Source organism: Scytonema sp. NUACC21 (genome assembly GCF_054684315.1).
On record NZ_BAAFZH010000014.1, the window covers coordinates 1 to 13167 of the forward strand.

General features: G+C 43.2%; 10 protein-coding genes and 5 pseudogenes. 6 read left to right on the plus strand and 9 right to left on the minus strand.

Annotation, left to right across the window (positions count from 1 at the left end; translation table 11 throughout):
• From ACYRY3_RS00825 to ACYRY3_RS00835, 3 genes are all read left to right on the plus strand, one after another.
• On the plus strand, positions 1 to 550 hold a 550-nt coding region (locus ACYRY3_RS00825), incomplete at its 5' end, for a TldD/PmbA family protein (RefSeq protein ID WP_460199965.1).
• Positions 551 to 1129: 579 nt separating this feature from the next.
• Positions 1130 to 1300, plus strand: a complete 171-nt coding sequence (locus ACYRY3_RS00830) for a hypothetical protein (RefSeq protein ID WP_460199966.1) — start codon at positions 1130 to 1132, stop codon at positions 1298 to 1300.
• A 309-nt stretch (positions 1301 to 1609) separates the two neighbouring features.
• Entirely contained in the window at positions 1610 to 1900 is a 291-nt protein-coding gene (locus tag ACYRY3_RS00835) for a CP12 domain-containing protein (protein WP_460199967.1), read from the plus strand.
• Positions 1901 to 2018: 118 nt separating this feature from the next.
• Here the strand turns inward: ACYRY3_RS00835 and ACYRY3_RS00840 are convergent, their stop codons facing one another.
• The 4 genes and pseudogenes from ACYRY3_RS00840 to ACYRY3_RS00855 form a co-directional block, all read right to left on the minus strand.
• Complete coding sequence (locus ACYRY3_RS00840) at positions 2019 to 2915, minus strand: response regulator (RefSeq protein WP_460199968.1); 897 nt, start codon at positions 2913 to 2915, stop codon at positions 2019 to 2021.
• Positions 2912 to 3904: pseudogene (locus ACYRY3_RS00845) on the minus strand (sensor histidine kinase); the annotation flags it as partial. The gene ACYRY3_RS00840 and the pseudogene ACYRY3_RS00845, both read right to left, overlap by 4 nt.
• The gene (gene dnaE / locus ACYRY3_RS00850; RefSeq protein ID WP_460199969.1) at positions 3829 to 5118 is read right to left on the minus strand and encodes a DNA polymerase III subunit alpha; all 1290 of its coding nucleotides are present in this window, start codon (positions 5116 to 5118) and stop codon (positions 3829 to 3831) included. The pseudogene ACYRY3_RS00845 and the gene dnaE, both read right to left, overlap by 76 nt.
• Positions 5119 to 5206: 88 nt before the next feature.
• A pseudogene (locus ACYRY3_RS00855) lies at positions 5207 to 5662 on the minus strand (Hsp70 family protein); the annotation flags it as partial.
• Positions 5663 to 6182: 520 nt separating this feature from the next.
• Here ACYRY3_RS00855 and ACYRY3_RS00860 point away from each other — a divergent pair.
• Positions 6183 to 6527: pseudogene (locus tag ACYRY3_RS00860) on the plus strand (tRNA-dihydrouridine synthase); the annotation flags it as partial.
• Here ACYRY3_RS00860 and ACYRY3_RS00865 read toward each other — a convergent pair.
• The 4 genes and pseudogenes from ACYRY3_RS00865 to cdd form a co-directional block, all read right to left on the minus strand.
• Positions 6516 to 6827, minus strand: a pseudogene (locus tag ACYRY3_RS00865) (uL1 family ribosomal protein); the annotation flags it as partial. The pseudogenes ACYRY3_RS00860 and ACYRY3_RS00865 sit on opposite strands and share 12 nt — an antisense overlap.
• Before the next feature lie 125 nt (positions 6828 to 6952).
• A complete protein-coding gene (gene rplK, locus ACYRY3_RS00870; protein WP_460199970.1) occupies positions 6953 to 7378 on the minus strand; it encodes a 50S ribosomal protein L11 in 426 nt (141 codons plus the stop codon).
• A gap of 6 nt (positions 7379 to 7384) precedes the next feature.
• Positions 7385 to 8530: a transcription termination/antitermination protein NusG gene (gene nusG, locus ACYRY3_RS00875; protein ID WP_460199971.1), complete on the minus strand. Its 1146-nt coding sequence runs from the start codon at positions 8528 to 8530 to the stop codon at positions 7385 to 7387.
• A 181-nt stretch (positions 8531 to 8711) separates the two neighbouring features.
• Positions 8712 to 9116, minus strand: coding sequence for a cytidine deaminase (gene cdd / locus ACYRY3_RS00880; protein ID WP_460199972.1), 405 nt, complete (start codon positions 9114 to 9116; stop codon positions 8712 to 8714).
• Between the two features lie 6 nt (positions 9117 to 9122).
• On the opposite strand from cdd, the pseudogene leuS reads away from it, so the two are divergent.
• Positions 9123 to 10499 (plus strand): annotated as a pseudogene (gene leuS / locus ACYRY3_RS00885) (leucine--tRNA ligase); the annotation flags it as partial.
• A gap of 20 nt (positions 10500 to 10519) precedes the next feature.
• Here leuS and ACYRY3_RS00890 read toward each other — a convergent pair.
• Positions 10520 to 11830 (minus strand): IS701 family transposase, encoded by a 1311-nt coding sequence (locus ACYRY3_RS00890; RefSeq protein ID WP_460199973.1) that lies wholly within the window; start codon positions 11828 to 11830, stop codon positions 10520 to 10522.
• Positions 11831 to 11848: 18 nt separating this feature from the next.
• Between ACYRY3_RS00890 and ACYRY3_RS00895 the strand changes: the two genes are divergently transcribed.
• Positions 11849 to 12088 carry a hypothetical protein gene (locus ACYRY3_RS00895; protein WP_460199974.1) on the plus strand — a complete coding sequence of 80 codons (240 nt, stop codon included), beginning with the start codon at positions 11849 to 11851 and terminating at the stop codon, positions 12086 to 12088.
• Positions 12089 to 13167: the final 1079 nt, after the last annotated feature.

A 13167-nucleotide genomic window follows, 5' to 3' on the forward strand; every position in this document is an offset into this window, starting at 1 on the left:
TGGTGCTGCGCCAGAGGGGCACCGAGGTAGCTATTTTTACGACGACGAAGGCACACCAGCAACGGCAACACAGCTGATTCAAGACGGTGTGTTGGTGGGACGCTTGCATTCCCGAGAAACAGCAGGCAAATTGGATGAAGAACCTACGGGTAATGCACGGTGCCTCAACTATCACTTTCCCCCAATTGTACGGATGACCAATACCTGGATCGAACGGGGTACAACACCCGTTGAGGATTTATTTAGCGACATCAAAGAAGGAGTTTATGCCCGTAACTGGTTGGGTGGTATGACCAATGGGGAAATGTTCACCTTTAGTGCGGGAGAAGCTTGGATGATTAGAAACGGTAAAGTTGCCGAACCCGTGAAAGATGTGACACTCTCAGGTAATGTTTTCCAAACCCTAGCAGATATTGAAGCGATCGGTAATGACTTTTACTGGGATGAGTCCGGAGGTTGCGGCAAAGGCGGGCAAAACGGTTTACCCGTCGGTTGCGGTGGTCCGAGTCTGCGAATTCGTGACGTCGTAGTTGGCGGCGAAGCACCTTAAAAGTAGGGAGAGAGCGAGGGAGTGAGGGAGGGAAGTAAAAGTAGGGTGGGCAGTGCCCACCAATTCTATTTAATGATAAATGAAAACATAACTCATTTACTTATGCATAAATAAGAAGTTTCAACCCCTTGCAATACTAAATTTAATTTCAGAAAATGAAATTGGAATTAGCAATATACAGTTGATTCCAAAAAACAAACGAATCGTTTGTTGAAGTGACAATGGTTTAGTCACTAATTACAAACAATTTAGCAATCGATAACAGAACAATTCATTCTATATAAGGAGAAATAAGATGAAAGACAATCAGCATGATTTTTTGGAAACCTTTGGAAAAGAGCGGCTTTGAGGTGAGCCGAACAATGTGTATTGTAACGATTTGTAACTATCTCTGGCAATCCTACGTTTTTCTGCCCTTATATTCTGTATCCAGAGTTGGCTGTAGTTCGTTTAATACCATTTTACGAAAATCGATAATGTGGAGACGCGCTGTTTGAAGCGTCTTTACAGAATTTCAATGTATCGCGATTAAAGTGAAACGGTATAACGACTGTTTCTTTACTAAGGCAAGTTTACCAGATGATTACTAGCTGGAAGAATTGGGGCAGTCAATTGGCGCTGGCGAGTTGCGTAATTCTTGGAGGAGCGATCGCCTCTGTGAATTGTGCTCTTGCCCAAATTACCCCAGATAGCACTTTACCCAATAATTCCAGTGTCAGAACACAGGATAACATCAGAATCCAGATTTAAAGGCAACGGTCTATGAAGCTCGAAGCCCATCACTTACCGCGCTTTTCGGTAGTGTGGGTAGTTCACGTTTGATAGTAGAGACGCGCCATGGCGCGTCTGTACATTAGTGGTAAATAAAAACACTAGTAACCACTAACTACTATCCATTAACTAAATTCATTGCTAATGGCAATAGGGAAAATATCCCAACAAAATTGCGGTTTAGCACACTATATTTCCAGGGGCTGCTGCGTATATTAGAAGTGTCAGCTGAAGAGACAAGAACTCTGTGCTGACTGTTCAACTGAAAATGAGAGCATTGAGAAACTCATGCCTAAAATTGTAGACGCAAACTGGGAAAGCGTTAATCCCTCCTCTGTAAACTTCACCAATGGATACGAAAGTTTAGAACAAGCTATTCAAGAAGCGATCGAGCAAGCCCGCGCTGCTTGTGAAATGAAGGGAAATAGTTCCACCGATTGTGCTGTCGCTTGGGATATTGTGGAAGAGTTACAAGCAGAAAAATCTCATAGAAAAGCAGCCCTACGTCCCAAAACTTCCTTAGAACAGTATTGTGATACCCATCCCAATGCGCCTGAGTGCCTCATCTATGATATCTAAGTTCGCAAACAGCTAAGTTCTAGCAGTTCTCGTTCAATTAAATATATCTGATGAAAAAATGTAGAGACGTTAAGTGTAATGTCTCTACATTTTATGTGTCATAGCAACGATTTTTCAGTTAAGCCGCAACAGCCAAACCATTGTGCCTGAGCAAAGGTTCAGTACTGGGTTCGCGACCTCGGAAGGACTTAAACACTTCCATTGGGTGCTGGCTACCACCAAGCGCCAGGACTGTATCGCGGTAGCGTTTACCTGTTGCTGTAATAGCTTGCTCGTTATCAAGACCAGCTTCTTCAAATGCAGCAAAAGCATCTGCACTCAGGACTTCAGCCCATTTATAGCTGTAATAACCCGCTGCATAGCCCCCGGCAAAAATGTGCGCAAATGCGCACAAAAATGAATCTTCGGGTAATGGTGGCAGGACGGTTGTGGTCTTAGCTAAGCGATCGCGCACATCCTTGGGAGTTTCACCGCTACCAGGGCGATAGCGGTGATGCAGTTCTATGTCAAGAAGACTAAAGTGGATTTGTCGCAGTATGGCACTACCAGTCATGTAATTCTTTGCTGCCAATAGCTTTTGGTAATAATGCTCTGGCAGAGGCTCACCCGTTTCATAGTGCTTTGCCATACCAAATAATGTTGGTCTGTCATAGCACCAGTTTTCCATAAACTGACTGGGTAATTCTACGTAGTCAACTGCACCAAGTTCCAGTCCTTTCACTTTATCTGTGACATCGGACAAGGCAGTCATAAAAATGACCGGAATATTCTGAGTGATAGTCTTCGCTTTCAGCCTACGGCAAGCTTCAAATCCATCAAGACCGGGCATCATGACATCGAGGAGAATGAGATCGGGATGGGCGTATTCTGCTTGTTCGATCGCCGACTCTCCATCCGTTGCCATAAGTGCTTTCCAACCACAACTTAAAATCGCTTCAGATAGCACCTTAAGATTATTTGGATTATCGTCCACCAACAAGATATGGATGGGCTTCAACAGAGGGTCGTTCATCATGGAAATGACTCCGGTGTTACAAATGATTTTAGGAACTTACGGATTTTTGCGGTTTGGAAATTGGCAGTAAGTTTGCTCAACTCAATTGCGAAGGGAGTTAGCTGACTGTCTTGCTGAATTAGCTCTCCTATCATTCCCTCAATCGCCGGAATATCTCCCATCATCGCTAGGTGATAAAGTTGTTGCAAAACATCCTGAGATGGTACAATCAAGTTACTATTATCTATTTGCTCATTCTTAACAGATAGCGGCTGAGGCTCAGATTGGGTATAGATATGCCAGTCATGGGAAACTGGTACTGCTACTGTCAAATCCAGCCAAAATAGACTTCCTCCACCCAGGCGACTCTGCACCTGAATTTGGCTGCCCATCAATGTGGCAATTTTTTGACTGATTGCCAATCCCAAGCCCGTACCTTCAGATTTCCGTCCTGCATCACCTACTTGCTCAAAAGCCAAAAATATTTTCTCTAGTTGGTCTGGTAACATCCCAATACCAGTATCTTCAATCTGGAAGCGAATCGTCTGATGTGTTATTTGTGTAGTCTCATTTATCGTTTGTTGAACCTCTTGCTCGATCGCATCAATTTTAAACGTCACGCTACCAGTGTCTGTGAATTTGATAGCGTTGCCTAGTAAGTTAATCAGCACTTGCCGTAACCGCTTTTCATCGACTTGAATGGCAACTGGTAGGCGATGGTCTATTAAGACGTTAAATCCAATCCCTTTCTGTTCGGCTCGAATACCGCAAATTCCGGTGACACCTTGTAAGAAAGTGGGCAGATGTACATTAGTCGCAACCAATTCTAATGTACGAGCTTCAATTTTTGAAAGGTCGAGAATGTCATCGATCAGCATCAACAGATGTGTCCCACATTCGTGGATAATTCTAACTGCTTCTCGGTCTTTCTGTGTCATGTTTGGCGATGCCTCAAGCACCTGAGCAAAACCAATAATGCCATTAAGGGGTGTGCGTGTCCCGGACGATACAAGGCATTCATCGCAATCAAATCCCCAAAAACCGTAGGCTTTAACTCCTTCATATACTTTTGCATTCCCGGCGATTCATATTGGAAAATCCCTACCGTTTCCCCACGCTGGAACAACTCATAAGTTTTGACATCATCAATGGGGAAAGCATCGGGATCTAACTCGATTCCGGTGCGGTATTTCACCAGTTTACAGGTGTCTTTGATAAGGGTCAACGTTTTCAACCCCAAGAAGTCCATTTTCAATAACCCTGCACTTTCTACGACCGAGTTGTCAAATTGAGTCACAAACAGTTCAGAATCCTTGGCCGTTGCCACAGGAACATAATCGGTAATATCGCTCGGGGTGATAATCACTCCACACGCATGAATTCCCGTATTTCTTAAATTTCCTTCTAATACTTTCGCCTGTTGAATGGTTTCGGAACTTAAATCGCCCCCATTAGCCAATTCAATGAGCTCTTTGACTTTATCAAATTCATCGGCACGTAACGCGGCCTTGAGTTTGTCATTTTCCAAGGAGAAAATTTTGGCCAAATTCAGGTTATTCGGAATCAGTTTGGCTATTTTATCGGCTTCAAACAAGGGCAAATCCAATACCCGAGCGGTATCGCGCACTGAGGATTTGGCGGCCATGGTCCCGTAGGTAATGATTTGTGCTACCTGATTGGAACCGTATTTTTGGATAACATAATCCATAACTTTACTACGGCCTTCGTCATCAAAATCAATATCAATATCAGGCATGGACACCCGATCAGGATTCAAGAAACGCTCAAAAAGTAGGTCGTAGGCAATCGGGTCGATGTTGGTAATTCCCAAGCAATAGGCCACAGCACTTCCCGCGGCTGAACCACGGCCTGGCCCCACAGAAACTCCCATTCTACGGGCTTCTGCGATAAAATCTTGCACAATCAAAAAGTACCCTGGATACCCGGTTCGCTCAATAGTAGCCAACTCAAAATCGAGGCGTTCGCGAATTTCTTCCGTGAGTTCAGGGTAGCGTTTTTCGGCCCCTTTGTAGGTTAGAAAACGCAAATAATTATTTTCTCCGCGTTTCCCGCCATCGTCTGTGTCTAAAGGGTCTTCAAACTCCTTGGGGATTTCAAATTTGGGCAAAAGCACTTCACGGGCTAGATCGTAAATTTCAATTTTATCGACGACCTCTGCAATATTGGTGATGGCTTCAGGAAAATCGGCAAACAATTGCTTCATTTCGGCGCCCGATTTGAAATAGTACTCCTGATTGGGTAAACCAAATCGGTAGCCACGGCCGCGTCCAATGGGTGTAGATTGTTTTTCCCTGGCGCTGGGAGTCGTTGAAGTATGCAGGAACTGTAATAACGGCTTGGGTTACAGTTTCACCAATGTACTTACTAGCATCTTCTACTAGCTTGCGAAGAACTTGTGCCGAAATTTCTTCCGGAGCAAAGGGCTTACCTACTTGGGGACAGTCTAATTTGACGTTCCCGTTGCTATCGCGCTGCACTTTGTAAGAAACTTCAGTTGCTTCGTGGGTAATTTCGTCAAATTTACGACCGATAAAGCGTTTTACTGAATAAAACGTGTTTTCGGGGTTCATCACCGCTTGGCGCTTTGCAATTTGCCCAACCAAGCGATCGCCATTTTTTGCAAAGGCAACAACCGAGGGTGTTGTCCGAAAACCTTCTGCGTTAGCAATAACCGTAGGTTTACCACCTTCCATAACTGCTACGCAGGAGTTTGTAGTACCTAAATCAATTCCAACTACTTTTGCCATTGTAGGTGCTGGCTCCGTATAACTACACGAAAATTAAAGAGACTATAAAGGACTAAATTTTGAACTAACTGAGTTAAAAAGCAGCCAGTCCAGCAAGAATTCCTTATGATTTGGCGTACTGCTGATATATATACTGAGCCGATGTAGCCAGTCCATGAAGGGTGGTTTTCCGAACTTTGTTAGGGCGGTTATGCCTCTGAAATCGGTTAGCTATTCCAACTCAGCGTTTAGCTATCAGTATTCAGTCACTCGTCATAAGCCGAAAGCCCGTGCCTAAGTGCTGAAAGCCAGTAGCTGAAAAAGTTGTGCATATCGATTCATTTTTTAGAACCTCTTGGGGGTTGCTGACGGACTGATTGCCTTTACTCTCATCTAATGTATGAGAATAAATACTTGAAACAATTAGGGTGAACCGTATAGCCCATGTGGTATTTGCCGTCTTTTGAGATTGATTAGTGGTTACCACCCGGTAACAATCTTCCTAGTACAATAGAAAAGCTTGTATGCCCTGGCATGATTTATGGTTACGCTATCTCCAAGTTTAAAAGTGAGACTTTCAACTCCTCTGAAAATTGGTTCGGTGGAAGTCAAAAGTCGAGTTCTCCAATCGCCTTTGTCAGGAGTCACCGACCTAGTGTTTCGTCGGCTGGTGCGACGTTATGCCCCTGAGTCAATGATGTACACGGAGATGGTAAATGCAACAGGCTTACATTATGTTAAGCAGCTACCCAAAATCATGGAGGTAGACCCCAATGAGCGACCAATTAGCATTCAGTTATTTGACTGTCGCCCAGATTTTTTGGCAGAAGCAGCGGTGAAAGCAGTTGAAGAAGGAGCTGATACCGTTGATATCAATATGGGTTGTCAGTTCTTCTGAACCAACAATATCAGCACCTGCATTGTTGGCTTCTGTGACCTTTTCCCCTCGAGCAATCACTGCTACCCGCACTGTTTGCCCCGTTCCTTTGGGCAGTACGACTGTTGTCCGCAGTTGTTGGTCGGTATACTTGGGGTCTATTCCCAATCGGATGTGTGCTTCAGCCGCTTCAGGAAACTTTGCTGTTGCAGTTTCTTTCAGAAGCGCTAGTGCTTCTATTGGCTGATAATCTCTATCTTCTACTTTTTCTAGAAGCGCCTGTAGGCGGCGCGATAATTTTTTCGCCATTTTTTTCTCCTGGGGTCAATCGCGAAGCTACCGCCTCTCCCCCGATAAATTTTGTGTTTTGTCCTTTGTCAAAAGTCCTTTGTCATTTATCTTTTTGCTAATGACCGATGACCAATGACACATAACTAATCTGTAACCGTTACGCCCATATTCTTTGCAGTGCCTTCAATAATCTTCATCGCCGCTTCGATATCGTTGGCGTTGAGGTCAGGCAATTTGGTTTGGGCTATTTGCCGCAATTGCTCTCTATTAATAGAACCGACCTTCTTTTTATTAGGTTCGCTGGAGCCTTTAGCAATTTTAGCTGCTTTAGTAATGAGTACTGAAGCAGGTGGAGTCTTGAGAACGAAGGTAAAACTCCGGTCTTCATAAACCGAAATTTCCACCGGAATGACCGTTCCTGCTTGGTCCGCTGTTTTAGCGTTGTACTCCTTGCAAAACATCATGATGTTTACGCCATGTTGACCCAAAGCAGGGCCTACTGGCGGTGCTGGGTTGGCTTTCCCAGCATTGAGGGCCAACTTAATGACCGCGACTACTTTTTTCGCCATGTTTGATTAGCTCTGTTTCTGTACCTGATTGAATTCCAATTCTACTGGTGTATCCCGCCCAAAAATCGAAAGCAGAGCTTTTAGCTTACTTCGTTCCGGACTGACTTCAATGACCTCACCTTCAAAATCCTTAAATGGACCTGAAAGCACGACTATCTTATCACCAGCAGCCATATCAATTTTGACAACTGGCTCTTGTTCGCTGGTCTGCTTGAAGATTCTTTCTACTTCTGTATGGCTCAGAGGTAACGGTTTAACGTGGCCGCGACCTTTACCAGTACCGCGTTTTTGCTCTGCTCCCACAAAATTAATGACGTGGGAGGTGTTTCGTACCACCTGCCAGGTGTCATCATCCATCAGCATCCTTACAAGCACATAGCCCGGAAAAACTTTTTCCTCTGTGTGCTGGCGAGATCCATCCTTCCGGATTTTTACTGCTGGTGTGTGTGGAATCTCCACCTGGATTATTTGACGAGCTCGTTCGATGGCTTCATGCATAGCCTCAGCCACTTTAACAGGATTCATCCCATCAACAGGACCACAAGGCATTTCGTAGCCTAATCCTAATTTCCAAATATCGGTATGATTTGCGGTTCGCTCTACAGAAGTTCCCATGGCATACCCGTTATTCTCACAAATAAAAACTACGGGCAATTTCCAGTTCATCGCCATATTAAAGGCTTCATGAAGTGACCCTTGACGCGCTGCACCGTCTCCAAAATAGGTTAGCGTTACTCCACCCGTTTCAAAATATTTGTCGGCAAAAGCGATTCCAGCGCCCACTGGGATTTGTGCCCCAACGATACCGTGCCCTCCATAAAATCCGTGTTCTTTGGAAAAAATGTGCATCGAACCTCCCATCCCTTTGGATGTTCCCGTAACTTTTCCATACAACTCTGCCATAACTCTTCGAGGATCTACGCCCATTCCAATGGGTTGCACGTGGTTACGGTAAGCGGTAATCATTTTGTCTTTGGATAAATCCATCGCGTGCAAAGCACCAGCTAATACCGCTTCCTGTCCGTTATATAAGTGAAGGAAACCTCTAACTTTCTGTTGAATATACACAGCAGCGAGACGGTCTTCAAACTTTCTCCAGAACTGCATATCTTCATACCATTGCAGGTAAACTTCTTTGGTAATTTCTTTCATTTTGACTGAATTACTGCGTTTTACAAAATTTTGTGGGCACGATTATGCGAAATTCTTTAAATCACGGAATAATCGGAATGCAAAAATAGAATAATGATTGTAGAACTAAAAATTAAATCCCCTAAAAATATAGTTTTTAGCAACCGTTTAGAGGGTGAAATATTAACTACATCGTTTTAGTTTACAAGGAGGTTTTATCAAAAGTCAGTGGCAACAAATTGGCAATGGACTCGGATTGATACACCACCCCTTTTTCACCCATAAAATAAATGGCGATGGGGGTGTCTTGTCGAAACTCGTACTCGGCTATCGACTGACGACATGCCCCACAGGGTGGAATTGGCGACAGCGTAGGATTGGTTTCAGAAGCAGCGGTGATGACCAGCGTAGTAATGACAGCATTGGGATACAATGCACCCGCTTGAAAAATAGCGACACGTTCAGCGCAAAGTCCGGATGGATAGGCTGCATTTTCTTGGTTGGAGCCCACAACTACTTCCCCGTTATCCAAAAGCAAAGCGGCACCCACACGAAAACGCGAATAAGGAGCATAGGCCGTATTTCGAGCAGCAATTGCTTTTTCCATCAAAGCTTGCACTTCGCGGGGCGTTTGGTCAAGCGCATCGTAGACGGTAAAGACCGCCTCAAACGGATGCAAGGGTATCGGGTCTTACATCCAATGGGTTGGGATGCTTTTGGTTTGCCAGCAGAAAACGCCGCGATCGACAGGGGTATAGCACCATCAAAATGGACCTATGAAAATATTGCCCAAATGCGTCAGCAATTAAAGCGCTTGGGTTTTTCCATAGACTGGGATTGCGAAGTTGCCACTTGTTCTCCTGATTATTACAGGTGGACGCAATGGATTTTCTTACAATTTTTTCAAGCTGGTTTAGCTTATCAGAAAGAAGCCGCGGTTAACTGGGACCCTATCGACCAAACTGTTGTCGCTAACGAGCAAGTTGATAGCGAAGGACGTTCTTGGCGCAGTGGGGCAAAAGTTGAGCGCAAACTTTTGCGGCAGTGGTTTTTGAAGATTACCGACTATGCTGAAGAGTTGTTGAACGACCTCGATAAGTTGACAGGTTGGCCCGAACGAGTCAAGTTGATGCAGGCGAACTGGATAGGTAAGTCAGCAGGGGCTTATTTAGAATTCCCTATTGTCGGGATGGAAGAAAAAATCGGTGTATATACCACTCGCCCAGATACCGTATATGGTGTTAGCTATGTGGTGCTAGCCCCAGAACACCCTTTGACACAGCGCGTCACAACTCCAGAACAGCAAGCAACTGTAGAAGCGTTTGTCAAAGAAGTTTCCAACCAAAGCGAATTGGAACGTACTGCCGAAGATAAACCGAAGCGTGGTATTCCTACAGGTGGTAAGGCAATCAACCCATTTACCGGCGAAGAAATTCCCATATGGATTGCTGACTACGTACTGTATGAATACGGTACAGGTGCGGTCATGGGTGTTCCTGCCCACGATACACGGGATTTTAAATTTGCTAAAGAAAAAAATTTGCCCATCAAAGTGGTCATTGTGCCACCCGGTCATAATGTAGAGACAAGCCCTAAGGAGTCTTTACAGGCAGCATATACGGAATCGGGGACTGTGGTGAACTCGGGTCAATTTAATGGGATGGCATCCACAGACGCCAAGCAAGCGATGGTGGAATACGCGGAAAAACAAGGTTTTGGCAAAGCAAGAGTACAATATCGCTTGCGGGATTGGTTGATTTCACGGCAAAGGTACTGGGGCGCACCTATTCCAGTAATTCACTGTCCTAATTGTGGGGCAGTACCAGTCCCAGACAAAGACTTGCCTGTATTGTTGCCCGAAAATGTTGAATTCAGTGGGCGCGGTCCCTCGCCCTTAGCAAAACTGGAAACCTGGGTTAACGTACCCTGCCCAACCTGCGATACACCAGCAAAGCGGGAAACTGACACGATAGACACATTTATTGATTCCATTAACCCTCTTTTGTCACTCTAGGCAGAAGAAAATTGGAAATAAGGGACATTGAAGTTTTGAAAGATTGAGCAAATTAGATTATTAACAAGCATTTGAAGTTGAAAAAATCCCTCAGCTAACTTAGGAACTGTAAAGACCTTTAGCCAAGGCTTAATTAAATTAAATAGTACAAATGGTTGAAGTACCAAACGGAGGTTGTTAAGAATATTATTCCAACCATTTCCTTTGTTCCACCAAGGATGAGATGAGAAATTAGACTGAGATTGTGGTGGGAATTTCAGGAGTTGTTCAGAATGAACACTAACCAATAGATAGCTACTAAAAATTATTTCCCACCACTTTTCTATATCTGAATAATTAGTGAGACGAAAATCTGCCCATCCTAATTCATTTTTACTCTGCTTTAAACCATATTCTACCCAAGTTCTTAAACCATAAAAATTCCCCACCTCTCTTGGTGTAATTTCTGGGAATTTACTCATGACATACCAAGTCGTGTTTTTTGGAATAGCCTCAATATCCGTTGTTATTTGCCAATATCTAATTTCCGAGCGATCGCTACATATTATCTCTCTAATATACCTGTCTTCCGAACTTAAATCTGAGAAAACACGCTTAAATCTTTGCCATTTTAAGTACTTGACTTTTGAGTCTGTAACTCCCCATTGCTTATGGTTTGAGCGAATTGCTACTATAAAATTTAGATTAAATTCATTTAAGAATTGAATAAAAGTTTTTCCACTTTCTCCGTACAAACTATCTGCCAAAACAAGATTAAACTTAAAGCCCATAGATCGCAATTCTTTTATCATCATTGCAGCTATTTCAGGCTTCGTTAAATATTTATCTCCTGGTTGTAGTCTTTCTCTCGGCTTATAGACTTCAAATATTAGAGGAAACGTCATTCCCGATAAAACTGCATATGCTGTAACTGCAACGATACCATTCTCGGTTTTTCCTAAATTTCCGATGTACTGCCGTTTAACGTAATCTGTTGTATTTCCTTTTTTCTTGTCTCCTGTCTCATCAATAATCAGCACTATTGGGCGACCTTGAAGTATATATAATATAAATTCTAATCTTTGTCTCCTTAATTCTTTTACATTCCAAGGTGATTCTGTTAAAAAATGATGTAACGGTTGATGATTATCTAGCCCTACAACTTTAGCTATCGACGGTAAAGTTTTCCGTTTTATATCTGATACCATACCCATGTGTAGGTACTTAAAAGCTTCAAAACTTCTCACCTCCGGAAATACATTTTCATAAATTTGACAGTATTCGTCTATAAATTTGACCGTGGGTATTGCTTGACGAGGCTCTACCATCTCATGATGGGGTGCAAGATGTTAGACAATCAGACAGTAGAGTTCGGGTCGGAACACGCCTGTAGCTTACTTAGTATTCGGCTAAACGCAGCACTCGCTCGACTTGAGTGCATGAATTTTTCATTTCCGGATAACTCAAACAACAAGAGCGGTGATGTAGATGAACTAAAGAAAACGGTGGAAACTGCTACTTTAGAATACGGTTTGAAGGGTTTTCCCTTTGGAGTGTATGCTGAACACAGTTTGGACTCTCGTTAGGCAGCTAACCTTAAGGTAGAATTTTGCCGCTATCGGCTGCGTGCTAAGTTCACAGGGGTCATACATCCTATGGACGAATCTTCCTAAGTAAAATGTTGCTGCAATTCACAGGTAGCTGACATAGATGTGCTAAGTGGAGGTTCTGCTGATGTATGTTTGAGCGCTAATCTTTGGAAGAGAGGGGTAGATCTTCTAATTGTGGAACGGGTAAAATCTCCGAGTCACAATGTACTCCCCATATTTAGCCAAATCAGATACCTTGTTAGCTAAGATATGTTACAGCAAAAAGAGGGGATTTTGTTGTCTCTAATTTCAAAGATAAGTGAGTAGAAAATAAATTTTGTGTCTTAAGTTGCATTCATCCATAATGGTAAATCCTATCGCCCAAATTGTTATGACAAAAGAGACTTACTATGGTAAACCTCTACGAATCATGCAGTTATGTCAGGAAGTCGCGTTGCCTAATAACTTAAAATTACTTCGAGGAGGCAATCTGGAAACTGGAAAATTTTCGTTACACCAGTGGTTGAGGTTTGTAAATAATTCAAATTTATACCAAATAACACAAGTTCGTGAAACTCTTAGCAGAAAAAAAAACAATAGCTACTGCGTCAGCCTTAATTTCCAATGGGAATCACTATTACAAACGCGGAGGGATTATTGGAGAGACCAAAGGTATACTAAGCAAAATCAGCAAGAGAGCCGTGAAAATATCAATGTCTGGTGGAGGTTATACAAATCCATTTTAAGTGAATATAAATATACTTCACTCTCAATTAATTGTGTAGCTGGATACCATCATGGTACACCCAATCGCAAACTTTCCAACCTCTAATCCTTCTGAGGTAGGAACTAGAAAGAACAATACACAATGCCATTTACTCTGGCAAAGTCAAGCTTATAGTTGACTCCTAGGTGAATAACACCATAAAAAGTCGTTTATCCACAAGACCGCAAATCCGATGACACTTGATAATAACCAAGGGCTTACCTATAAAAACTCCCAGTCTCCCGGACAGTCAGGTTTCTCTCTGTCCGTCAACTCAACCAATCCCTTCAATCATTCTTCAGGGCTGAAC

Excerpts from the sequence above, each read along its gene's own strand:
- ACYRY3_RS00830 (WP_460199966.1), top strand. The coding sequence starts at position 1,130 with ATGATTACTAGCTGGAAGAATTGGGGCAGTCAATTGGCGCTGGCGAGT.
- ACYRY3_RS00835 (WP_460199967.1), top strand. The coding sequence starts at position 1,610 with ATGCCTAAAATTGTAGACGCAAACTGGGAAAGCGTTAATCCCTCCTCT.
- ACYRY3_RS00840 (WP_460199968.1), bottom strand. The coding sequence starts at position 2,915 with ATGATGAACGACCCTCTGTTGAAGCCCATCCATATCTTGTTGGTGGAC.
- dnaE (WP_460199969.1), bottom strand. The coding sequence starts at position 5,118 with ATGAAGCAATTGTTTGCCGATTTTCCTGAAGCCATCACCAATATTGCA.
- rplK (WP_460199970.1), bottom strand. The coding sequence starts at position 7,378 with ATGGCGAAAAAAGTAGTCGCGGTCATTAAGTTGGCCCTCAATGCTGGG.
- nusG (WP_460199971.1), bottom strand. The coding sequence starts at position 8,530 with ATGAAAGAAATTACCAAAGAAGTTTACCTGCAATGGTATGAAGATATG.
- cdd (WP_460199972.1), bottom strand. The coding sequence starts at position 9,116 with ATGGAAAAAGCAATTGCTGCTCGAAATACGGCCTATGCTCCTTATTCG.
- ACYRY3_RS00890 (WP_460199973.1), bottom strand. The coding sequence starts at position 11,830 with ATGGTAGAGCCTCGTCAAGCAATACCCACGGTCAAATTTATAGACGAA.
- ACYRY3_RS00895 (WP_460199974.1), top strand. The coding sequence starts at position 11,849 with ATGTTAGACAATCAGACAGTAGAGTTCGGGTCGGAACACGCCTGTAGC.